General features: G+C 30.6%; 27 protein-coding genes. 1 reads left to right on the top strand and 26 read right to left on the bottom strand.

The genetic code is table 11. The features are described 5' to 3' along the window. Positions 1 to 348 precede the first annotated feature (348 nt). The 25 genes from KHA90_RS21750 to KHA90_RS21635 form a co-directional block, all read right to left on the bottom strand. On the bottom strand, positions 349 to 1377 hold the full coding sequence (locus tag KHA90_RS21750) for a hypothetical protein (protein ID WP_213306538.1): 1029 nt from the start codon (positions 1375 to 1377) through the stop codon (positions 349 to 351). Beyond that, the gene (locus KHA90_RS21745; protein ID WP_244860512.1) at positions 1368 to 2174 is read right to left on the bottom strand and encodes a hypothetical protein; all 807 of its coding nucleotides are present in this window, start codon (positions 2172 to 2174) and stop codon (positions 1368 to 1370) included. Before KHA90_RS21745 ends, KHA90_RS21750 begins: the two co-directional genes overlap by 10 nt. Before the next feature lie 20 nt (positions 2175 to 2194). Beyond that, a complete protein-coding gene (locus KHA90_RS25520; RefSeq protein WP_244860510.1) occupies positions 2195 to 2536 on the bottom strand; it encodes a hypothetical protein in 342 nt (113 codons plus the stop codon). Between the two features lie 265 nt (positions 2537 to 2801). Beyond that, on the bottom strand, positions 2802 to 3293 hold the full coding sequence (locus KHA90_RS21740) for a phage holin family protein (protein WP_244860508.1): 492 nt from the start codon (positions 3291 to 3293) through the stop codon (positions 2802 to 2804). Further along, a complete protein-coding gene (locus KHA90_RS21735; protein ID WP_213306535.1) occupies positions 3286 to 3750 on the bottom strand; it encodes a hypothetical protein in 465 nt (154 codons plus the stop codon). The genes KHA90_RS21740 and KHA90_RS21735 overlap by 8 nt, the downstream gene beginning before the upstream one ends. A gap of 89 nt (positions 3751 to 3839) precedes the next feature. Then, entirely contained in the window at positions 3840 to 5849 is a 2010-nt protein-coding gene (locus tag KHA90_RS21730; protein WP_213306531.1) for a fibronectin type III domain-containing protein, read from the bottom strand. A 57-nt stretch (positions 5850 to 5906) separates the two neighbouring features. Beyond that, positions 5907 to 6539, bottom strand: coding sequence for a hypothetical protein (locus KHA90_RS21725; protein WP_213306527.1), 633 nt, complete (start codon positions 6537 to 6539; stop codon positions 5907 to 5909). Positions 6540 to 6554: 15 nt separating this feature from the next. After that, positions 6555 to 7628 (bottom strand): hypothetical protein, encoded by a 1074-nt coding sequence (locus tag KHA90_RS21720; protein ID WP_213306524.1) that lies wholly within the window; start codon positions 7626 to 7628, stop codon positions 6555 to 6557. A 170-nt stretch (positions 7629 to 7798) separates the two neighbouring features. Next, complete coding sequence (locus tag KHA90_RS21715; RefSeq protein WP_213306522.1) at positions 7799 to 8101, bottom strand: hypothetical protein; 303 nt, start codon at positions 8099 to 8101, stop codon at positions 7799 to 7801. Continuing rightward, positions 8088 to 8375 (bottom strand): hypothetical protein, encoded by a 288-nt coding sequence (locus KHA90_RS21710; protein WP_213306519.1) that lies wholly within the window; start codon positions 8373 to 8375, stop codon positions 8088 to 8090. The genes KHA90_RS21715 and KHA90_RS21710 overlap by 14 nt, the downstream gene beginning before the upstream one ends. 245 nt (positions 8376 to 8620) lie before the next feature. Then, entirely contained in the window at positions 8621 to 8953 is a 333-nt protein-coding gene (locus KHA90_RS21705; RefSeq protein ID WP_213306516.1) for a hypothetical protein, read from the bottom strand. 4 nt (positions 8954 to 8957) lie between these two features. Then, positions 8958 to 9428 (bottom strand): hypothetical protein, encoded by a 471-nt coding sequence (locus KHA90_RS21700; protein ID WP_213306514.1) that lies wholly within the window; start codon positions 9426 to 9428, stop codon positions 8958 to 8960. 4 nt (positions 9429 to 9432) lie between these two features. Further along, positions 9433 to 9915 carry a M15 family metallopeptidase gene (locus tag KHA90_RS21695; RefSeq protein WP_213306511.1) on the bottom strand — a complete coding sequence of 161 codons (483 nt, stop codon included), beginning with the start codon at positions 9913 to 9915 and terminating at the stop codon, positions 9433 to 9435. A 383-nt stretch (positions 9916 to 10298) separates the two neighbouring features. Further along, positions 10299 to 11099 (bottom strand): hypothetical protein, encoded by an 801-nt coding sequence (locus tag KHA90_RS21690; protein WP_213306508.1) that lies wholly within the window; start codon positions 11097 to 11099, stop codon positions 10299 to 10301. A gap of 429 nt (positions 11100 to 11528) precedes the next feature. Then, positions 11529 to 11840 (bottom strand): hypothetical protein, encoded by a 312-nt coding sequence (locus KHA90_RS21685; protein WP_213306505.1) that lies wholly within the window; start codon positions 11838 to 11840, stop codon positions 11529 to 11531. Then, entirely contained in the window at positions 11840 to 12043 is a 204-nt protein-coding gene (locus KHA90_RS21680; protein WP_213306502.1) for a hypothetical protein, read from the bottom strand. The genes KHA90_RS21685 and KHA90_RS21680 overlap by 1 nt, the downstream gene beginning before the upstream one ends. Before the next feature lie 239 nt (positions 12044 to 12282). Beyond that, positions 12283 to 12804, bottom strand: a complete 522-nt coding sequence (locus KHA90_RS21675; protein WP_213306499.1) for a hypothetical protein — start codon at positions 12802 to 12804, stop codon at positions 12283 to 12285. A gap of 349 nt (positions 12805 to 13153) precedes the next feature. Beyond that, positions 13154 to 13462: a class II glutamine amidotransferase domain-containing protein gene (locus KHA90_RS21670; protein WP_213306496.1), complete on the bottom strand. Its 309-nt coding sequence runs from the start codon at positions 13460 to 13462 to the stop codon at positions 13154 to 13156. Between the two features lie 765 nt (positions 13463 to 14227). Continuing rightward, positions 14228 to 14617 (bottom strand): hypothetical protein, encoded by a 390-nt coding sequence (locus KHA90_RS21665; RefSeq protein ID WP_213306493.1) that lies wholly within the window; start codon positions 14615 to 14617, stop codon positions 14228 to 14230. Between the two features lie 9 nt (positions 14618 to 14626). Continuing rightward, entirely contained in the window at positions 14627 to 15526 is a 900-nt protein-coding gene (locus tag KHA90_RS21660; protein WP_213306490.1) for a hypothetical protein, read from the bottom strand. Between the two features lie 40 nt (positions 15527 to 15566). After that, the gene (locus KHA90_RS21655) at positions 15567 to 15911 is read right to left on the bottom strand and encodes a hypothetical protein (protein ID WP_213306487.1); all 345 of its coding nucleotides are present in this window, start codon (positions 15909 to 15911) and stop codon (positions 15567 to 15569) included. A gap of 298 nt (positions 15912 to 16209) precedes the next feature. Beyond that, the gene (locus KHA90_RS21650; RefSeq protein WP_035684757.1) at positions 16210 to 16635 is read right to left on the bottom strand and encodes a hypothetical protein; all 426 of its coding nucleotides are present in this window, start codon (positions 16633 to 16635) and stop codon (positions 16210 to 16212) included. Between the two features lie 136 nt (positions 16636 to 16771). Further along, complete coding sequence (locus KHA90_RS21645) at positions 16772 to 18091, bottom strand: DUF2586 domain-containing protein (RefSeq protein WP_213306484.1); 1320 nt, start codon at positions 18089 to 18091, stop codon at positions 16772 to 16774. Positions 18092 to 18388: 297 nt separating this feature from the next. Further along, positions 18389 to 18568 (bottom strand): hypothetical protein, encoded by a 180-nt coding sequence (locus KHA90_RS21640; RefSeq protein ID WP_213306481.1) that lies wholly within the window; start codon positions 18566 to 18568, stop codon positions 18389 to 18391. 127 nt (positions 18569 to 18695) lie between these two features. Further along, complete coding sequence (locus KHA90_RS21635) at positions 18696 to 19271, bottom strand: hypothetical protein (RefSeq protein WP_213306478.1); 576 nt, start codon at positions 19269 to 19271, stop codon at positions 18696 to 18698. A 285-nt stretch (positions 19272 to 19556) separates the two neighbouring features. Here KHA90_RS21635 and KHA90_RS21630 point away from each other — a divergent pair, with 285 nt between their 5' ends. Beyond that, complete coding sequence (locus KHA90_RS21630) at positions 19557 to 20360, top strand: XRE family transcriptional regulator (RefSeq protein ID WP_213306475.1); 804 nt, start codon at positions 19557 to 19559, stop codon at positions 20358 to 20360. Positions 20361 to 20504: 144 nt separating this feature from the next. On the opposite strand, the gene KHA90_RS21625 is transcribed toward KHA90_RS21630, so the two are convergent. After that, positions 20505 to 21290: a hypothetical protein gene (locus KHA90_RS21625; RefSeq protein WP_213306472.1), complete on the bottom strand. Its 786-nt coding sequence runs from the start codon at positions 21288 to 21290 to the stop codon at positions 20505 to 20507. Between the last annotated feature and the right edge of the window lie 4 nt (positions 21291 to 21294).

The raw sequence follows: 21294 nt of genomic DNA, 5'->3' as shown, positions 1-21294 counted from the left end.
AGTAAATTCAATTTCTTTTTTCTTAGTTAGAAAGTAATAAAATGCTGGTATTATGAACAAAAACAAAGCTGTAAAAAAAGATAATAAATTTGAATTATTAGTGATGTAATTGTTTAAACCTATTAATGCGATACCAATTTCGATTGCAGTAAATAGAAGTAAAGGACTGTATTTTTTTAGCATAAGATTTGTGAAATATATTGAAAAATATACTTCTTAAAAGTAGAAATTAAAAAATGAATTGCATTATTTGAAAGTATTTTATTGATTTTTTTGGAATTTATTTTCCATAAAAAAACCTCCAAAGCCTAAACTTTAGAGGTTATACTATTTTTTTGAACCCAATTTTTAGTCTTGCTCAGCAATCGTAGATTTATTAAGCTTTATAACTCGGATAGTTTTATTTGTATTATCAGATAAAAACAAACGATCGTTAAGTTGCGCAATACCTACAATACTTCCAAAAGAATTTTTTCCCATAATATCAGAAACATTTATACTAGCCGTATAATTGCGCGCCATAAATTCAGCTTTAGGATACAGACGAAGGTAATTTACAGTTCCCGAGTTTTCAGCGGTTACAGCAAAATCTTTACTAAAGTTAATAGCGGTGGGTTTAGCAATAAAAGTAGAGCTAACTGGCTTTATAGGTTCTACAAGTGAACCTGCAGCATTCGCTTTAATAGCGGCTATGTCATAATACAAGTAACTTTTTGCATCTCTTCCTGCAACGACAAGATTTCCGGCTTCGACATCCATTGAATAGATTTGATCAAAACCATCTAATGTATTTAGTTTTGCTATGGGATTTAATTTCCAATCGCTGGTTTCTGTGATTTGCGAAGTTTCAAAAACCTTAATCGACGTTTCTTTTTCTTTTACGAAAACCAATCCGTCTTTTACAACAACGTCAAAAACATGCACAAAAGTTTGCCACCATTGTCCGTTTCCAACAGTACTAATGCCGGCATTTGTATTTTCATCAATTACAAAAAGTCGGGATTCACGACTTCCGATGTAAATTCTCCCATTATCAACAGCAACAGAAGTAATTTCGGTTAAAGGAATTGTAGTGGTTCCTTTTTTATATTCTGTAATTGTTTTGATATGTGCCAAAGTTACCGCGTTGAAAATTTCAAGCACATCACCATTTGCCACATATAATTTTTCGTTTGCTATTGCAATTCCTTTAGGATCTAAAGTTCCGGTTCCGGTTCCAATTTGGGCGGCTGTTATGGATGCTTCATCCGTAGGATAGAAATAATCGTAAGTCGTTGGTTCTTCGCTTTCAGCATCTTTACTGCAATTGGTAAAAAGGCAAAGTACTAGTAGTAAAAATGGTATTTTGTTCATGATGGTTTTGTAGGTTAGTTCCATTTTCCTTCTCCTTTATATTTTAATAGAAAAGTGTTTTTAGGATTAATTGTAAAAACAGGCTTTTTATAAGTACCGGTTAAATAAGCTGTCTTTGTATATCCTTTTAATACATCAGGATCTGTAAAAGGGAGATCGTTAAGACTAATTAGGTATTTGTAAAAATCAGTTAACATTTCCTGCTGACCGCCGCCTTCGCCGCTATTAGCTAAATTACTGCTGTGATTATAACCACTATGATGTGAATATTCGTGTGACCAGATAGACATTTCGCCTTTCCAGTGTCCGGTTACATAACCAGATTCCCATTGCGAAGCTAAAGGACCTCCGCCCCAGGCAGAATCTCCACCAACCATTGCCATATTCAAAGTTCGGCTATCGATATAAGTATTGTAAGCTTGCTCAATTTGTGCTTTTGTCAGGTAATCATAGACGCCTTCAACGTCATCAGCATTTCCGTGCCAGTTTAATGCACCATTTATAGCTGTTCCGGCGGTTGCTGCCTGTTCTTTTTTGTATCGGTCAAAATTCATAAAAGTGTCGTAATACAAAGGATGACTTATTGCATACGAAAAGTTGATAATCATTGTAATGGCTTCCTTTGCCAAAACAGGATTCATGGGTAAATATTTACCATATTCGTTTTTATGATATTGATCGCTGAACTGTACTAATCTTGCCGATTTTATTTTTTTGAATTTGGCAAATAAAGGATCATCGGATTCTACCGAAAATTCGATTGCTCCAGAAGAAAAACCCTCAATTTTATCGATGGTAACAGTTTTGCCGTTTTCTAACATATAATCATGTTTTCCGGCAACTAAAGGAATTTGTCATAGTTGGCTATTTTTGCATAAACTTTTACATTACTAAGTCCAACTGGTGAATAAAGTGAAATTTGTACTGAATCTTTTCCTTTCTGGATAATCTGCATTGGTTCATTTACGCGAAACCAACGGTCTTTGTTATCGTACATTTTAGACGAATTTTCATCGTCTTCAAACATAATCATTGGTCGGTTTTCTGGTGGTAAAGCAGTAGCATCAATGCTGGTTAAATAATTGGGTTTGTAACCCTCTCCTTTTGAATCATCGTCACTACAACCAAAAAGGAGGATTGAAAAGATTGCAAAAGGTAAGAGGTAAGAAATGGTTTTTCTCATAAGGTTTTGTAGGTTAAATTTGGGTTTGCTTTAAAAACACAAAACTATTAATATGATTGGTAAAAACAAGAAATTTGAAAGAAAATTGCGATTTAAATTTTTTTATGAAACTATGGTTTTTTTAAATTTAATGTAAATACCAAAGCCAACACTAGACGATTTTCTGGTGTTGGCTTTGGGAAAATTATACTTTTCCATCTTCTTTTAATCTTAATTATTCAATAACTTAGATTATAATATTTCTTGTTGTTTTTTATACGATAATCTATTTTTCTATATGAAGTTTAGGATCTATTGTAATTAAAAGCCTTTTAAAAAGCTGTATTAAACGATCTCTAACCGACTTGAGAATCAATGTCATTGCATCGAAATTTTCTACTTCTTTTTTTGTTTTTATAGCAATAATATTGCTGATAATTGAAATACCATCACTAACAATAAGTAAGTCCATTACTATGGTTACAAACCATTTAAAGTTGTAATTAAGGCCTATACTCATTAATGCCAAAGCAGTGGGGATTAGTAATACGGCTAATTTGGATACAAATCCTAGAGCCAATTTTTTAAAGCTAAATGGGTTATTTAATATTATGGTTTTGATAATGCCTAAAAAAGTATCCATTACCATGAGGTAAAATAACACTTTCACAATTTCTATATCCATTTCTAAGTAAATAAAAAATCCATATAGCAATAGTTTCATTTCGTTTGAGTATTCTGAAATTTTATGCATATCGTTTTTATTTATGTTAATCATTAACTATCGATTTTTTGGCATGGTCAAAATCAATTACTCCAAGTAAGTTGGTAAATCTTTTGCCAAAAATCGATAGCGTGTTGTCTCTTTCATTTTCTCCTAAATTATCGCTTATAGTTTCCTGAACAGCACCAAATTTATTGGTAGAGGAAGCAATAATAAAGTTGTCGTTTAACAATGCACCGGCTACCATGTTTCCGCTAATATCAATACTCAAACTAAGTTTTCTTAAATAGTTTAAAAAGCCGTTCCATTTTATGGCGGCATACACAAAACAAATAGGGTAGATCCCTAAAGAACAAATTAATGCAAATAAAAAAAGGATCCATTCTGAGTAATTTTTTTTTGATATAAATAGGGTAGGTGATAGTAAGGCTGCTATTGGCATCATTGCCAGAATTGTTAATAAAAGCCACAGTAAGGCTGAAGCTGTAAAAATAAATTTTACAATTTTCATGTATTTTTTTTGGGTTTAAGTTTTTTTTGATAAAGTAATCTTTTGGGGATTTTAGGCCCCAAAAGATTGCTATAGATTGTAAATTGCTTTTATAGAGAACTTATCGTTATTGAAGCTTCATTAGTAAAGGCAGACATGTTTCCATTTGAATCTCTTGCTCGAACTTTGTATGAATAAGTTGAGTTTGGTAAACCTGAATCAGATGAATAAGTGTTATTAGTTGTGTCAAAGATGAAATAAGCAAACCCGTCTACTGTACGCCATAGTTCATAAGTTATTGGACCGTTATCATCAGTAGAAGTCCCCCATTCAATACCTATGAGGCCTTTGCCTTGAGTATAGCAATGTAAATAATTAGGTATAGTTGGTGCAGTTAAATCTACCGCAATTGTAGCTTGAGTTAAAGTAGCCGGTGTAGATAAATTTCCGGCTGCATCTCTTGCTATAACAGAAAAACTATATGAGGTACCTGCAATTAATCCTGTAACGGGGAACGAAACGACATTGCTAGCGACAATTTCTAATAAAATACTTTCTTTATAAACAAGATAATTAGTAACACCAACATTATCGGTAGATGCGTTCCAGCTTAAAGTTAAACTTTTAGTACCAATCTTTGAAGCTTCTAAATTTGTTGGTGTTGTTGGTGCTTTTTGATCGCTTGGGTTACCTGTATATTCTATGAAAGAAACTACTCTGTAAGGATTTAGCATTGAAAAAGATTGATTTTTTCCTGCCGGTTTGGTTGTCGATGTGCCGTTAGTTATTCCATTAGGATTTCCTCCTGCTGGAGCACCAATTCCTCCTTCATCAACTAGTGTTATATTATGACTATGCTCAGGCATTTCATCAATAGATAAGCTTTTGGCAACTTTTCCGCCTTCAGTTCCTAATGTATCGAAAGGCCACGTAAAGACTCCGTTGTTATTATAAAATGTTAAATTTTCATAATTATTTCTCTGACCTATTTGTACAGTTCGCTCATTTGCATTTGGATTATATAATCCTACAGGCATTTTTCCTCTCAATGGTACATATTCTTGCCAGCCTTCTGGAAATGGTGCTGGTTTTCCCCAAATAGCCACCATTCCAATAGGTACTGCTGCTGTTGCTGTCGATATTTTACTTTCTAAAACAGTGATGCGATTCAGTAATTCTGGTAGCGAATTGCTTTTCGTTACTTGATGATAATCATCTATAACCAATAAAGAACCAGCTGATTTTGTTGTACTTAAATTCTCTAAATATACTTTTCCTCCAATGGAAGTATTCTGCCAATCAGATTGATAATTAAGAGAAAGACTTGTTTTAGATTCGTCACTGGTGTCTGCTAAAGCTCGTCCAGTAGGATCATTAGGATTTAGTAACCCTTTTCTGGTTATTGATCCCAATCTAAAATCGGCAGCTCTTACAGTTGCGAAACCACCTTCCTTAGTATCTAATTTTGATAATTTATAAATGTCTAAATTTAAATCTCCTGTCATTGCCTTTGAGCCGTTAAGCGGGAGATAAGTTTGATTAATCACAGTAATAGCTGTCTCAACAGAATCAATGTTGCTTTCTATTGTATCAATGTTTGATTGTATTGCATCAATATTTGCATTTATTGCTCCCAGAATTCCTTCAATTGCCTTACGGTCTTTCACAATTTGAAATTGTGCCAAATCATAATAATTTACCGTTGTTGCATCACTACTTTCAGGAGATTCAGGACGATTTGTATAATCTTGTGCGCTAATGTATTCTGCCTCATAATCAAAATAAGCAGTTTGAGAGACTCCTGTTCCATATACTAAATTTGTTCCGGTTCTGGTTGCCTTTAAAAAGCCAGTTGGAGAAGCTTCTTTAATAGGATATAAAATCCCTTGCATTTTTGTTCCTCCAGCAGGATCTTTTGGATCTTTTTCTTTCAGACGAATTACTGCCCAGCCTTTTGTATTGATTGTTGCTGGAGCCAAAATATAATCAGTCTGCGTATCAATGCTTAAATGCGCCTTTAAAGCTCCGAATAACTCAGATCTGTAAGCAGTTTGAAGTTTCTCTAAAGTTTCTTGCTCAAGAGGAAATCCTCCTTCGTGACTAAAATTTATTTGTTTCATTTTTATTTATTTAAATGTCTGTTGTTTTGTTCTATTTATTTCAGTGAGGAACTGCTTTTAGATTATTTTTCCTTTTGAGTACGAATAACTTTCATAGCTTTTACCCGCCAGTTTATAAAAGTTAAGCAGATTATGGTATTCTATATTGGCTATTTTAATCGCCTCTGTTTTTACGGAACCGTCTTTAGTTGGTTCGATAATTATATTACCGTTTGTTATTAAACTTTCCGGAATAAATACCCTGAAATTGGCATATGTTATTTTTGTATAATCTTTACGATGAGCCAGATAAACAGGTTTGTTGTTTCTGTTTGTATATTCCTGATTTGTATATACTTTCAATTGCGGAATCATTAAAGTACCATCCGGTTCATAATATTCTTTATGGAGATATACATATTGTAAAGTAGGCTTGACTGATTCATCGATATAAATTAACTCCTCTAATCGTTTTTGTTCTGTACTTAAATTCGGATTATAAATTTTTGTTGGATTATAAGTATCGTTTAATACTTTCTCAAGATAAATGACCTGACCTGTATGCTGCATTTTATAAAGAATCTCTTCGTAAATAGTATGAAGAGGCGTCAGTAAAACATCGAGCCAGTCAACATGAGTTTTTTTTCGAAGAATAGGAGGGATGAGCCATAACAACAGCTTTTCCCATTTTAAAACGGTGTATTTATTCATTGTATATATATTAGACTATTGTTTATCTCGGTAGAAAGTGTACGGAATGTAGTTTACATCAACCTGAAGCGTATCCATATCAAAATAACCTGCGTTTGGAATGAAATATTCAATATTTGTTACATCTGTAGGACTATCAGGCTCATCACTAGGATTTGTTGCCCAGGCAGTTTCAACTTTTTTCAATATTGGAATCTTAATTCCTTCTGCTTTCTGAATTGCATCAACTAAATATGTTTTGACAAATGCACCATTAAACTCAATATTTTTCAAATGGTCTTTGACAGCATTTAGTACTGGAAATTCCTTATTATTTAATATTAAGGAACCGTTTCTTGTATCTAATGGATCTTCTGCCAGATCTTCTTCGTATTTGGATAGTTTAATTTGTTCCTCTTCATTTAAATCTCTGCTTAAACTTTTTAACTGATAATAACCAATGTCTTTTGGATGGATAAAAATGGTTAAAGGATCGATGTAAACATTCAGGCTTAATTTTAGATTATCTCCCTGATCAGATGTAATGTAAACTTGATTTCCTGCATCTTTAATTTTGGCGATATATTCCTTAAAGGCAAAAAGTTCGTTTGGAACATCAATTCTCGAAATTTTATCATCCCTTACGGTAGCAACTTTTATAAAAACAACTCCAACTTTATTATGGAAATAATCAGAGAAAATTTCTTCAATTTCTTTTTTTGGTTTTAGGACTGTTTCTAAATCAATTTCACTTACTGCGCAATGTTTGATTATTTTAGCATCTTCTATTTGACGTTCGTCAAGATTTGTGGTGTCAAATTGATAAGAGCCATCTTTCCAGACCAGAGAGATTCTATTACTGGAATCGGGATCTACGGGCATTCCGTAATGAAAATTCAAAGCTTGTTCACGATACCAGTTTAAGGTGTGAGGTCTTGATATCAGGGCATTTTTTTCTACTATTTTTTCGTGAATCCAAATCGAAGTAGCAACAATGTTAATCCAAAGTTTCCAAATCGCAGTTTTTGAATCAGTCAAGCCGCTTAGAGACGATTGTTTGTCTTTCTCGCTCAGAATTTCATTCTGTATTTCAGCAATTGTACGTGCCATATTTTAATTTTTTAATATAGTTTAGCCTGTAAGACATGTGTAAAATGCTTATAGATAATTGTTTATGTTTTTTGTAAATACTACAGAGCGTAGTTTATCTTTTAGAGATTTCTAAAAAGAAGAGTGTTTATAACCGAGATTTTTCGGTATTTGTAGCTAAAAATTATAGACTAATAAATGATGAAATCATCTTCAATAATCATATAATCAATTCCGGAGAAGTTATCCAGTAAATATTGTTCTTCATCTGAGATAGAAGTTGCGGGCTTTAAGTTTCTTGAATTGTAATATTCAACAATATCCTTTTTAAAGGCTTCTCTGCCAATTTTTAAATCCTCATAAACAGAAAGATCTTCTGTAAGATTGAATTGATCATTGTCTTCTAGAAGGTCAAATACCTTTTCTATGCTTCCATATTCTTGTAAAGAAATGTCAAATATGTTTTGGTTTTCCTGTGGTTTAATAGTTCCCATCGATTTTAATGTTTTGTAAATCGTTGACATCTAATGTTTTTACATAGAATTTGTCATACGATAGTTGTTTGTCTATTTCGTTTTCTAGTCTAAGCCTGGAAGTTGCATCCGGGCTGTTGATGTATTTTTTAATTCCAACACCAAGAATTGGAAATTCTTTATAACTTCCTTTTTGGGTTAATAGTAAATGTTCTATGTTTTGTTGATCTGCATCATTAATTGCAAAATCCCCTTTTATAATTAACAAGTCATCCTCGATGATAAAATCTTTCATATGTCTTTATTATTCGTTGTTTTTATTAGAAGTTTTTGGCTTAAAATCATCTTTAAATTTGCGCGCCATAATCAAAAGATGATGTTTTATTTGATACTGTAAAAATACGCCCTGATTTCTCCTTAACCAAGATTTTAAAGCTTGCTAATCAGTAGTTTCAGTAAGTTATGTTGTGTTTTAAAGTGCTTTGTAATCAGTTTGTTATGATACACTTTTTCTTGTTTTTTGATCTTTAGAATATCACTTTAAGTAACCGGAATAATAAGTTCAAGAATAATTTTAAAAATGATTTTTAAAATATTATTTTTCAAAGAATTTAGTTTTATTTTTGATATTCCGGTAGTTTGTAATGCCTGCAAAGCGACTAAATCGAGCTGACTTTTTAATAGCCATTCTAATTCTTCTTCGGTTATATCTCCTGTTGATAAAAGAAAAATCCAGCGTTCCAGTTTTTCTCTCGATGTTTCTAAAAATGTATTTAGATCTTTTTCTAATTCGGGTTTGATATCTTTATAACTTTTTGTTAGAATAGTTTTTAATTTGCTTTTTAGCTCTTCTATTAATTGATCGTTATTCATAGTTTTATGTGTTGAGGTTGATTAATTCTAAAAGCGCATCTCTAGATTCGTTATCTTTTTTACTTTCATATTGAATCAATAAATCCAAAGCGTCTAAAACCTGTTTTTTTGATGCATCCAGAAAAACCGGAGATAAAGTTCCTTTTGTTTCCCAGCGTTTGAAAAATGCGGACAAAAGATTTTTTTCTTTGTCATTTAAAACTTTCCACATCTCAAAAGTGATTTCGTTATTGGGTTTGTTTTTTTCATATTCTACTAATTTTTCGATGTTGAGTAATAGAGTTTCAACTTCTTCTTTATGAGAATTATAAGGCGTAGTAGCTTTACTCATTAATTTTGTTGCTTCAACTTTTAACTCAATTGTTTTTTCATAAGAATATTGATCGAATAATGCCGTTCTGGTTGAGGTACAGGAAGAAATAGCAAAAGAAACGGTAATTAATAATGCAAGACTTTTTAATTTTAAATGTTTCATCGGTTTATTTATATAAGATTACATAATTTTTTTTGTCACGTTTTAGTTTGCTTAGAACTTTCCAGTCGCTATATCCTTTTTTATCAAAATGCGGAAGATCCTTAAAAGTTTTCCAGTCGCCGCCCCAGTTCCAGTTGTATTTCTTGAAAATTTTGACACATTCCTGCCAATCCGAAATTTGATCATTATCCCAGTCTTTTGCCGTATCCCAGGAAGCCGTTTTTCCATCTATAATGAGACAAATGTCTACGGCGAATCCGTAATTATGAATTGACTGACTGCCTTTTGCATTAGTTACTTTTTTTCCTGGTTTTGTTCGCCCAAAAGCATAAATATCTTCCTGCTCCTGAAAAGATCTGAGACCTTGGGTAATGCGAACTTTTGCCCTTCCGGTTAAGGCAAGGTCGCATTCCTCGATAATTTTAGTAACTTCTTCCCTAACCGAAGGATGAAGCAAATCAATGTGTTTTTTTGTTGTTTGATCCATATTTGTGTGTATTAAAGATTTCAAATTTTGAGAATAAAAATCCTATAGAATTGTTTGAAGACAATCAGGATTTTTATTATTCAGTAAGATTATTTGTGTTTTGAAATTTATTTATGGTTAAAAGAAGCCTGTAAATAAATCCTGAAAGTTCTTTTTATCATCACATTTAAGAAAGTGATATGTCTTTTAAGAACACTGTAAAAATACACCAAAATAGTGTGTTTTGAAAGTAATATGTATTTGTATATCAGTAGTTTCAGTAAAGTGTATTGCGGTTTTTACTGAATTTATTTTATGGTAAAATCAAGATAAAAGGTAAAAAAATACCCGAATTTATAAATTAGAAAAACGGGTGTTTAAGAGCAAATCTTAAAAAAGCTTTCTTATTTTTTGTCAGCTCTTGGAAAATCATCAATATCTAAGTCATCCATAGTACTTTTGCCATTGATGATAATTTCTCTACCTCCAAATTTATTTAGATATCCTAAATCATTTGGTTTACCATAATCAGATTCAACCTCGTAAAATGGTGTGATTTCCATTCCTACAATACCATTTCCTTCCAATAATTGTTTTGATTTTTCAGAGATCATAAAAAAGGGCGCCATATAAACCCAATCTAATTCTTGATTGATGGACATTGATTTATCATATGGGAAAATATCATCATCGAGTAAACCAAGTAAATTTTCTTCTGATTTAATCTCGCCTTCTTGATAAAATGATAACTCGTCGCTAATTAGGTTTAATCCATAAAAAGTTGATTTGTTATAATCCATGTACGAAGTCATATTGTCATCAATTTGTAGTATATAATATGATAAATCAATTCCATTGTCTATATTAAGCACAATAGGGTAAAATTTATGTTTTGGTAACTTTAATTGTTCAAGCAATGTTTTAAGCTTTGGAGAGACACTGAAAAAATGTAATGTTTTTTCCTGATCGGATTTAATAATAATTGGTCCGTAATAAAAATCAATTGCCTGATATAAGAAATCTGAGGTCATTTTTTTCTCATTTACATCTCTTTCTAAGCGAAATTGTAATTTGTTTATGATTTCTGTAAAATCTTCATGATCATTATATTCTCCTCCGGAAAAAGGTAAATTATCTGATGTATCTATAGATTGAATTCTATTTATATAGGTTCCAAAAGCTGATTTTAATGTATATAACTTCATTTTATAATTTTAAATTATTTGTTCTTTTTTTCATTAGTCAACTACGCGGTTTTAGAAATAAAATCTTTGAAAGTTTCCATAAAATCAGTGAATTCATTAAAGGTCCAACTAAAATCTTATTCTTCCTGAGGAGTACTCCAATCAAAAAAATATACATTTTCTTTATCGACTGAAATGGTTAGTTCAGTTCCATAAACGATATAGTCATATATTTCTTCACCTATCAGCTTTTTGGATGTATCAATAATCACTTGAACTTCTTCTACAGTCCAGCCTTGCCAATTTATATATGAGAGCGCAAAATATCGTTATCTAGTGATTCTCGATCAACTCCCAACTCATAATATATCTCTCCATTTTCTAGAAGGAAATCTTTTTTTTAAAATTATATTTCATGATTATTGCTATAATCGCTTAAAAATCATTGCTTTAATAAGAACCATCAACTTCTATAAATCCATCTTTTTTACTTATGTACATTAACTCTAATGTTTCTGCATCAAAATAGGCAAAACAATACATCCCTTCAAAAAATGAAGTAATTTTACCATTTTCATCATGCTCTATATTAGTACTTTTTGTTTTAAAAGATACTATATAAATTTCCTTTGTCTTTCCATCTCTTAATTCTTTTAATTCTTTGTCCCAACAATTTAATGGAATGCGTTCTTCTAGTGAAATTACGTTTACCTTATTAAACCAATTTTTTAAGTTCTCAATTATTTGTTCTTTTGTGTTCATTAGTCTGTTGGGCGGTGTTTAGAAATAAAATCTTTGAATGCTTCCATAAAATCAATAAATTCATTGAAAGTCCAGCTAAAATCTTCTTCTTCCTGCGGGGGTCTCAAATCAAAAAACACCACATAATTTTTGTTAACGGAAATTCTTAACTCACTTCGCGGAATAATATAGTCGTAAATTTCTTTATTTTTTAGATTCATCATTAACCATTTGAATTTCTTCGACTGTCCATCCTTGCCATGCAATTGGAATAAAGATTTATGCTTTTCATCAAGAGTTTCATAATCTACTCAATATGCATAAATAATTTCCTCCTCACTAAGACAACCATAACTAAAATCTATTTTACTAAATTCAAATTTTTTCATAATATTATTTCTATTATCCTTTTAAATTCTTTACAGATAATTAGATTGAACTTCAGACTTAGTTTAAATTTTAACTATATAACCCCCAGTTCCATTTCTCCAATAGAACTATGCCAAAAATCTGTATAAACATCATCTTTATCTATAGCTACTAATCTGTTTTTTAATTCCAGAGCATATTTTTCATGATGCAAATGGTACTCTCCTAATGTTTGAGGTATTTTTACTTCGTTACTAAATCGTTTGAATGTATATAAATATTCAAGATAGGTTTTTAGATTTTTATTAATAGTATAGGTTCTTACTCCTTCACTATAATGTGTTCTACCAATTATTTGTTGAGTTTCAATATCAATGCATAATCCAAATGGTTCATTCATAAAAGTATTTTTAGTACCAATTTTTAAATACTTTCCATCCAATAATTCCACATTTCCAAAAAACTCATAGTCTCCGCCAAAAGTATTATGATTAGGTAATCCAATTTTGTATAAAATATCTGCTGTGTCTTTTGATAAAGATTGGTTAATTATATCGTTGTTTTCGAATATTACCATACTACTTGAAAAATATTCCTGAATTTCTGTTGAGTTCATTAGTTTTTAATTAATTTATTTAATCTTCATTTCTTTCCCTTTTAAGTTTTTAGATTCATTTAGGATTAATTGAACTTCTTCGACTTTCCAATCCCTATTACAGATTTGTGCTAATGCAATTATATCATTATCTAACGATTCAATTTTTAACACCAATCCTTCTTTCAATATTAAATGCTTTATCAGTAAACTCAATTTTTTTCATATATTAAAATGTATTTGTATATCATTGGTTTAAGTAAAGTGCATTAATTTAACTGAATTTGTTTTATGGTAAAATCAAGATAAAGGTAAAAAATACCCGCTTTTTTAAACTAGAAAAACGGGTTTGTAGCAATTGAAAAAATCATTAGTATGAACCATCAACTTCTATATATCCTGCTTTTTTCATTACATAAAGCAACTCTAATGTTTCTGAATCAAAATAAGCAAAACAATACATTCCTTCTAATAATGAAATAATTTCACCATTTTTATCATATTCTATATCACTTTCAGTTTTAAAAGATACAACATAAACTTCTTTTTCGGTTTTTCCATCTCTTAATTCTTTAATTTCTTTATCTCTGCATCGAAAACCAATATCTTTATCATATGAAATATTTGTTTTCTCCAGCCAGCTTTTTAGGTTTTCAATTATTTGTTCTTTTTTTTTCATTAGTCAACTACGCGGTTTTTAGAAATAAAATTTTTGAAATCTTCCATAAAATCAGTGAATATATTAATTGAACTTCTTCGACTGTCCAATCCCTACTACAGATTTGTGCTAATGCAATTATATCATTATCTAACGATTCAATTTTAACACCAATCATTCTTTCAATATTAAATGCTTTGTCAGTAAACTAATTTTTTTTCATATATTAAAATGGATATGTATATCATTGGTTTAAGTAAAGTGCATCAATTTAACTGAATTTGTTTTATGGTAAAATCAAGATAAAGGTAAAAAAATACCCGAATTTATTATAATAAAAAACGGGTTTATGATGGAGCAAAAATTGTATTAATTTTCTATAAATTTATCAAAATACAAAAACATTTTGCATAAAAATATTAAACTCGTAATAAGAAAAACAAAAGAAAAAATAGGATAACTTTTATTTTTAAAAATTCTGAGAAACACAAAAAAGGAGATTGCAAAAATAGCAGTAGTGGTAAAATATAAAATTTTAAAAAATGCGACAACATCGCTGTCAATGATGATAATTTCTCCGTCATCAACTTTATAGGGAACTATAAAATAACTCAAAAGAAAAAGTGAAATTCCAATAAAAAAGAATATTCGTATTATGATTTTCATAGTATCGACCAGCTGTTATAAAATATAGGTTTTTTTTAGATTTTTGAATTTAAGTGTTTAAAAGTATAGAAAAATCCGTTTTTTCTCAAGCAGAAAAACGGCGTTGTATTGGAGAAATTGTTAATTTGATGTATCATTTTTTTTGGGTAAGATATTCCAATTTAACATTACAGCTTTTCTTTGATATTTTAAATCTTTGACAATGATACTGTCTTTGTAAATCTTTAGAACTAAAAGTCTTTTGTCGCTGATTTGTAAAATACTGTCGCTCTTTGTAAAATTCCACTCCATGCAACCATTGTATTGACTTTCATCAAAAAATAAATTGACACATTCTCCATTGTTATAAAACTTTAAATATGTTAAAAAGCTCATACTATCCTTGTCATATTTTCTATATGAATCAAAATACACCCATCTTTTTGTTGGATTTGTTAGCCCCAAATCGTCTCTTTTTTTGCATGAAATAATAACAAAAATTATCATTAAGAATAAAATTTTACTTTTCATAAACATTTTTTAATGTGGTCCGTCTAATGGTTCGCTTATTTCAATTATACGTTCGACTCCTTTATTATCAAATAATTGTGTTCCACCAGATTCTCGATACTTAATAAAATAACCCCCTAAAATTTTTGATTCATTAAATTCTTTTAATATATTTTCCCATCCAGTTTCCTTTTGTCCTGAAGCATAATCTAAATATTTAATAAAATTAGCAATTTGACCTTCTGAATATTTTATACTTGTTTTTTCAAAAGTATTATGCTTAAATTGCTTTAAATAAACTTTGGCATGCTCAGAATATGTGTATTCTTTTTTTTTCTTTAATTTTTTTTTCGTCTTTAATTCTTGTTGATGATTATATTCATGAATAAGAGTACTCTTTAAATTATATTTATGGTTAAAAGTAGGATCAACTCCTCCCTTTGAACTTGGGTGCAGCCACACTTTACTTTGACTATCTGTATATGCTAAACTTTTATCATTCATGTCATAATTTGCTCCAATTCTGGTAACATTTATTTGCTTACCGTAGTACCTAGCTATGTTTGCCACAATTTGTCTATTAGTATTGTTCCAGCTAAACGTACTTCCTGAAATATCTAAATCTGAAAACAGAACTTTTTTACCATTAGATAAAACTACGTTAATATAACGAGAATTATCAACTTCAACTTTAATAATATTTCCATCACTATTTACGTAAAAAATATCATTATTATAATGTTTTTTTGGTTTATTTTGATCAGACTTTTTGTTTGTTATAGAATTCTTTTTAATAAAACTTTCCATTTCCTCAGCATTCTTATCATCTTCAATCTGCTGACGCCAAATGCTGAGCATAATTTGTCTAAACCTTGCCATTTCAGATTCGCTGGTATCTTTGAGTTGTATGTTGTGTTTTCTAATAATCATTATGATAGAGTTTTAAGGAAAGGCAAAAGGATAGATATTATTAAAGTATTTCTACTTTAACAGGTTTCGGCTGGATATGATCTGAAAATGCTGTGGTAATATTGAGGCGTAAATCGTCTTCCTGTTCAATTTTAGCATCGCCGCCCAAATAACAGTTTTTGAATAATACTTCGAGAGCTTTAAATTCGTCCATTTTTGACGCTTGTAATACTGCAGAACGAATGCTCATATCCGGTTTTTTGAAATAGGCAAACAGAATAGTTTCGTCATCATCTGCAATAGTGAGTTTGACAACTTTTTTATGTTTGTATTTCCATTGATTTAATTGCGCCTGAGTAATGTTTCCGTCCAGAACATCTGCGGTTTTTGAATTTGTTGTTTCCATTTTAAAAGGATGTTTTTTATTTATGATTTGCTAATCGAATTTTGATTGTATGATGGTAAAAAAGAGGCTGCCTGAGTTATTGTTTTTGAGATAAATAAGCTCAAAGCAGCCTCTTGAAGAAGATTCCCTATTTTAAAACGGACTAATAAAGAGCAGATATAAAAGTATGCTTGCAAAAATCATGTTCTTTGAACTCCTTTTTTGCGTAACGCAATTGATAATGGTTATCTCTTTTAAGTCGGTTTTAAAAATAGGGAAGGGGATTGTAGTTTAATTGTTTAAGAAGATTGTTTGCAGATTAGTTCCACTCAACGTGAGAACAGATCAAGTCAAAAGAAACCGCGATTTTAGTATCTCCCTGGCTAATTCCTCTGCTGTTTGAGTTGAATTCACAGTTTCTTACTGTATGCGTAATTACTTCGTTACTGTCATCAAGGTAACTTACAATGATGCTGAAAGGGTTGATATCCTGCAATCTTTGTCCTTTTGGCAAAGCAGCTAAAATAGCTTCAACTTCGTAATTGTATAAAGTAATCGACGCTTTTGCTTCGTATTTTCCTCTACCTCTGTGAACTGGCATATCTCCGGCTCCGTAATGGTTTTCCTTAGATACTGAATCACTATAGTTTACAGCTGTAATTCCGGTAACGATATTACCTGCAATACTTACTTCAATTGATGACCAGCTGTGTTGTTGTCCGTTAATTAATGGTAATTTATTCATATGTAGTTTTATTTTTTTAGAAATCCTGATAACGCTCAGGAACTATCACCTTAATTCATTTGTGTTTGTAACAAATGAATTGTGGCGATATAATTGGTGAATTTTTATTTTATTTGAATTGTAATAGATTCAATAATTATGCTTTGTCGATTCCAAAAGGATTTTTGAATCCTAAATCAACCATAATTTTACGGGCAGTTCCAATAGGAGTAATTTCTGCTTTTACCCTTAATTCTGAAGTAGCTAAAATGTTTTGTTTTGGATCAACATAAACATCAAAATCAGAAACTTCCTGATTTGCAACCATTCCTTCTAAAGCGCTTCTGCATAAACCTTCAAAGTTTTTTGAAACAGATTGCGGCAATTTACCGTCAATATCTACTAAAACCGGAGAAGCTAATTTTGGTAATAGTGCAGTACGTAATAAACGTGTTGCTTTATTGATAGTACGGTTGTTCTCTACATAAGCAAAGTCAGATGTACCAGTTGTGCAAGTATGACTGTCGTTAAAATAAACACCAGGTAAACCAGTATGTGTTTTTGTAAAAACGTATCTTTTTTCGTTTAATTCGCTTAAAGTTCCAAGAGTTTTAATTTTTTGTCCGCCAATAAAACCTGCTTTTGCAAAACCTTCACCGGTAAGATTGAATTTTTCAATCCATGCAATGTTTTCAGAAACTTTAGCTCTTGATACAGCTCCTAATGCTAATCCAACTGCTGCCGTGTTTTTGTATGAATCTCTGGCAACGAATTGAAGAATATCTCCATCTTCTTTTTTGAAACCGTTAGCATCTTTTATGTTATAAAGATCCGGAAAATTCTCGACAGGAACTAATTGCTCATTAGAAGCCAAAGTGTAAAGTTCTGATGTGTTAAATTCAAATAGCTTCTGTTCAAATGCTTTTTCAACATCCATTGCCACTACTACAGATACATTTTCGGCATTTAATTCAGCTAAATTTGTAGCTGTGTCAGCATCAAATCCTTTACCTTCTAAAATTACTTCAAAAGGCATGTAATCTTTATAACCAAGTGCTGCCTGAGTTTGTGCTTTTGTTACTGTGGCTTTCGTTTCTGCAAATGTAGTTGGGCTACTAAAAATCACTGCCATTTGGCGAATATTTCCGTTTGCCTGCTCTTGCATATCAATTGCTTTTCCGGCCACACTTTCATATGTACTTCCTGTAGTTGCCATGATATACAAATCTCCGGAAGGATTCATTCTGAAAAATTGTTGAATTTGATAATATGCCGATTGTCCTTTTACATCATAATCAGCTGTAATTCCTAGCGCTTCAGCATCTTCTAATGAAACCAAACGCTCTATTTTATTTACGGCTAATTTTGTAGTGGCAACTCCGTCAAAAAGTAACCCTGAAACCATGTCCTGTTCCGGATTTCTTCTTCCTAATCCGCCTGATAGTTTGGTAATTACCACATCGTTTAATGTACTCATAATATAAATTGTTTTTAAATGTTTAAAATTTATTTTGCTTAAAAAAAGGCAAAAGATTGGCTGTAACAAGTGGTTAAACTTGTAGCTGTAAATGATTTTTAATGTATTGAAAAAGTATTCTTATTGTAGAATCCAAAAAGTAGATTGGTATTTTTGGACGTTTTTCGTAAGCTGGTTTTTAATTGGATTTTACTCTTGGCCAAGACGTAAATTTGCTTTTCCCATCGTGTACAAATTTAAGTCTTAAAATGGCTTTTTCCAATTTTTTTGATTCTCAAAACCAGTAGTTTCAGTGCTTTAAGCTCTGGCTTCTGTAGCAAGCCCTTCATTAATTATAGTATAAATAGTGCGCTCTGTCAGGAACAAACTATCCGAAAGTTCAGATACTACAACTTTCATTTGTTTAGCTTGATTTCTATTTAGGTAGTTGATCACATAATCTCTCCTTTTGTCTAATAGTGTTCTGCTTCTTCTCATATTTGGGATTTTAAAAAAGTATGGTTTGATTTTATTTATTTAAGATTGTTAATAGTATGCTGCGGTAATTTTATGTCATGTATGAAAGTGTGGTATTTAAGTTTGACATTTTTTTATTTTATTCAGATTATATAATGGTATTTAAATCTATTGCTCCTTCAACCGGATTAGGGTTTATGGCTATAATATCTGATGTTAAATTATATCCAAGTTCTTCAAGAGCTTCATTGCTTAATCCATTGTTAAAAAGAATGTATTTCTTTTTTAAGATATTTTCTATTAAGGTCGTTTTATATGTTATTTCCCAAATGAAGTAATCGTTTTTATCCCAATGAACATCTTCGTTATTACATTGCTTTTCTTTTACTTTAAATGTTGAATTTGTATCTATAAATGAATTACTTGAAGTATTTGACAAGACGGCTTTGTCAATCCTATGTGCAATTTCAAATACATTTTCGTAACTTGTTGACGAAATAGTTCCAACAGGAAGTACAATATATAAGCAAAAAGAGACATCAGCTTTATAGTTTTTTTCTGAAGATGTTTCCCATGATATGTTATCGTATTTAAACATAACTACAGGTGCTGTAATTGAAGTTTTAAAAATAGCATCACTATACAAATGTACGATTGGTGCAGTTTGAGAAAGCTCATTTTCAATCGCAATCTTCTTTTCGGTATAAAAGTCTTTTAGAATCATATGATGGATTATTTTTTTACAAATATACAACATATGTTTTAAAACATACAACATATTACATCAAATAATGCAATAGTTTCAGTAATATGATTTGCTTTATCCAGCCTTATATTAAAGTAATTGAATAAGAAAGTGATTACAAATGCCTTGTAAATCAGTTGTTTTGTAAAATAATTATAAAAGATTGCGATTATTTATTATATATTATTTAATTTTGCAACATATAGTGGAATGTTTTATGTTAATCAAAACATATTACACAATAAAAATATAAGCAATTACAACATGGAAATACATACTAAGATAAAACGTATTATAGATGAGATGAAGTTAAACAATAACTCATTTGCGAAGTTGATAGGAGTAACCAGTACTACAATAGATAGTATCACAATTGGCAGATTGCAGGCGGATGGAGACAGAAAGAGAACTAAACCAGGTTTTGATCTGCTTCAAAGCATCATTACTCATTGTAATGTAAATCCGGATTATTTTTTTGGAGAGAGTGACGAAATTTTTGTTAATGCAACAACAACGACCGAAGTTGGTTTAAAGCTTCCAAAGATTATTACCGTAAATGAAGACGGTGAAGAGAATATTAATTTTGTTGGTGTAAAAGCCCGAGCGGGTTATTTAGACGGATATGCTGATCCGGAATATATGGAGAGTCTTCCATCTTTTAGTATGCCAATGTTGAAAAATGGTACTTTTAGATGTTTTGAAATAAAAGGAAATTCGATGTCAACAACAATACACGACGGCGATTATCTTTTTGGTAAATATGTCGATAATTTTGATGATATCCTCGACGGAAGAATTTATGTTATCATTAGTAAGAATGACGGAGTGGTGGTAAAAAGGGTTTTAAACCGAATTAGGGAAAGTGGAAAATTAATCCTAAAATCAGATAACAGAGACGGAAATTACCCAATGTATTCTATTTATGCCGAGGATATTCTGGAAGTTTGGTACGCAAGTATGTACGCGTCTAAGCAAATGCCCGATCCTATAAATATTTATGAAAAGATTCATGATCTCGAAAGCAAATTCTACGAAATGGAAGAGGCTTTGAGAAAGAAGTTAAATTAAGGTATAAAATAGATTATAGAAAAATCAATATAGTTTAATATAAAAAGAGAAAGTCTTAATAGCAAGACTTTCTCTTTTATATTTATTATATTTTTAGTTGTTTTTTTGAAATAAAAAAGTTTTTAGATTTGATATTAAAATTTTCTATTCTTTTATTTTGCCTTTTAAATTTACTAGTTTAACAGGAACTCTATTTGAATATATTTTGCCATCGAATAAAACATAGCCATTTTCTTTAATTTCCTTTTTTTGGTTTTCTGTTATTATTGATTTAGTGAAGGTAGAATCATTCTTCAAAGAAATTGATCCTTGATTTGGTTTTCGTTTATCTATGTTTGATATCCACTTGTGATCGTCTCTATACGGTAGATTAAGGATTGACGTAAAATATTTTGTTTCTCCCGGATGAAGAACAAAACCTTGTAATAATTCGTCTGGCAAATCAATTTGTTTTAAGACGTAAGTGTTGTTAAGTTTATTTTTTTTTAAAAAGTCATCAATAAGAGAGTCTCTTTGTTTAGTTTCGGAGATTAAAGAAGTGCAGTAAGACATATCTGCTTTTGTAGAGCTGCGGTCTAGTACTGAATCATTTTTGTACAAACTAAAATCTAATGAATTTAATGTAGAAAAGTTCTTTTTTCCCAAAGCTTCACCATACAAATCTCTTTCTAATGTTCCAATTGAATTCTCATTGAACATTATGAAATATTTTTTATAAGAATTGTTTGTTATTCGATAGTGGAGAATGTTTTTTGATAAACTGTCGTACTCTTTATTTGGCTTATAGCGAGTTTCAATAAAATCATACCTATTTAAATTATCCACACAAATTACCTCATTGGTTAACAATTCGATTTTTAAATCCTTTTTGTTTTTATTACAGGAACAGAGAATTAAAAGTAGAAAAATTGGAAAAAATAATTTTTTCATAAAC

It is taken from the genome of Flavobacterium psychroterrae (assembly GCF_018380615.1).
In the GTDB taxonomy this organism is placed as follows: Bacteria; Bacteroidota; Bacteroidia; order Flavobacteriales; family Flavobacteriaceae; genus Flavobacterium; species Flavobacterium psychroterrae.
This window is presented reverse-complemented; position numbering and strand designations above follow the sequence as displayed.

Excerpts from the sequence above, each read along its gene's own strand:
- KHA90_RS21640 (WP_213306481.1), bottom strand. The coding sequence starts at position 18,568 with ATGAGAAGAAGCAGAACACTATTAGACAAAAGGAGAGATTATGTGATC.
- KHA90_RS21710 (WP_213306519.1), bottom strand. The coding sequence starts at position 8,375 with ATGAAAGATTTTATCATCGAGGATGACTTGTTAATTATAAAAGGGGAT.
- KHA90_RS21690 (WP_213306508.1), bottom strand. The coding sequence starts at position 11,099 with ATGAAGTTATATACATTAAAATCAGCTTTTGGAACCTATATAAATAGA.
- KHA90_RS21740 (WP_244860508.1), bottom strand. The coding sequence starts at position 3,293 with ATGATTAACATAAATAAAAACGATATGCATAAAATTTCAGAATACTCA.
- KHA90_RS21750 (WP_213306538.1), bottom strand. The coding sequence starts at position 1,377 with ATGGAACTAACCTACAAAACCATCATGAACAAAATACCATTTTTACTA.
- KHA90_RS21665 (WP_213306493.1), bottom strand. The coding sequence starts at position 14,617 with ATGAAAAGTAAAATTTTATTCTTAATGATAATTTTTGTTATTATTTCA.
- KHA90_RS21635 (WP_213306478.1), bottom strand. The coding sequence starts at position 19,271 with ATGATTCTAAAAGACTTTTATACCGAAAAGAAGATTGCGATTGAAAAT.
- KHA90_RS25520 (WP_244860510.1), bottom strand. The coding sequence starts at position 2,536 with ATGAGAAAAACCATTTCTTACCTCTTACCTTTTGCAATCTTTTCAATC.
- KHA90_RS21745 (WP_244860512.1), bottom strand. The coding sequence starts at position 2,174 with ATGTTAGAAAACGGCAAAACTGTTACCATCGATAAAATTGAGGGTTTT.
- KHA90_RS21715 (WP_213306522.1), bottom strand. The coding sequence starts at position 8,101 with ATGGGAACTATTAAACCACAGGAAAACCAAAACATATTTGACATTTCT.
- KHA90_RS21650 (WP_035684757.1), bottom strand. The coding sequence starts at position 16,635 with ATGAATAAATTACCATTAATTAACGGACAACAACACAGCTGGTCATCA.
- KHA90_RS21660 (WP_213306490.1), bottom strand. The coding sequence starts at position 15,526 with ATGATTATTAGAAAACACAACATACAACTCAAAGATACCAGCGAATCT.
- KHA90_RS21735 (WP_213306535.1), bottom strand. The coding sequence starts at position 3,750 with ATGAAAATTGTAAAATTTATTTTTACAGCTTCAGCCTTACTGTGGCTT.
- KHA90_RS21730 (WP_213306531.1), bottom strand. The coding sequence starts at position 5,849 with ATGAAACAAATAAATTTTAGTCACGAAGGAGGATTTCCTCTTGAGCAA.
- KHA90_RS21680 (WP_213306502.1), bottom strand. The coding sequence starts at position 12,043 with ATGATGAATCTAAAAAATAAAGAAATTTACGACTATATTATTCCGCGA.
- KHA90_RS21675 (WP_213306499.1), bottom strand. The coding sequence starts at position 12,804 with ATGAACTCAACAGAAATTCAGGAATATTTTTCAAGTAGTATGGTAATA.
- KHA90_RS21695 (WP_213306511.1), bottom strand. The coding sequence starts at position 9,915 with ATGGATCAAACAACAAAAAAACACATTGATTTGCTTCATCCTTCGGTT.
- KHA90_RS21720 (WP_213306524.1), bottom strand. The coding sequence starts at position 7,628 with ATGGCACGTACAATTGCTGAAATACAGAATGAAATTCTGAGCGAGAAA.
- KHA90_RS21625 (WP_213306472.1), bottom strand. The coding sequence starts at position 21,290 with ATGAAAAAATTATTTTTTCCAATTTTTCTACTTTTAATTCTCTGTTCC.
- KHA90_RS21700 (WP_213306514.1), bottom strand. The coding sequence starts at position 9,428 with ATGAAACATTTAAAATTAAAAAGTCTTGCATTATTAATTACCGTTTCT.
- KHA90_RS21725 (WP_213306527.1), bottom strand. The coding sequence starts at position 6,539 with ATGAATAAATACACCGTTTTAAAATGGGAAAAGCTGTTGTTATGGCTC.
- KHA90_RS21685 (WP_213306505.1), bottom strand. The coding sequence starts at position 11,840 with ATGAACACAAAAGAACAAATAATTGAGAACTTAAAAAATTGGTTTAAT.
- KHA90_RS21655 (WP_213306487.1), bottom strand. The coding sequence starts at position 15,911 with ATGGAAACAACAAATTCAAAAACCGCAGATGTTCTGGACGGAAACATT.
- KHA90_RS21645 (WP_213306484.1), bottom strand. The coding sequence starts at position 18,091 with ATGAGTACATTAAACGATGTGGTAATTACCAAACTATCAGGCGGATTA.
- KHA90_RS21670 (WP_213306496.1), bottom strand. The coding sequence starts at position 13,462 with ATGAAAAAAAAAGAACAAATAATTGAAAACCTAAAAAGCTGGCTGGAG.
- KHA90_RS21705 (WP_213306516.1), bottom strand. The coding sequence starts at position 8,953 with ATGAATAACGATCAATTAATAGAAGAGCTAAAAAGCAAATTAAAAACT.
- KHA90_RS21630 (WP_213306475.1), top strand. The coding sequence starts at position 19,557 with ATGGAAATACATACTAAGATAAAACGTATTATAGATGAGATGAAGTTA.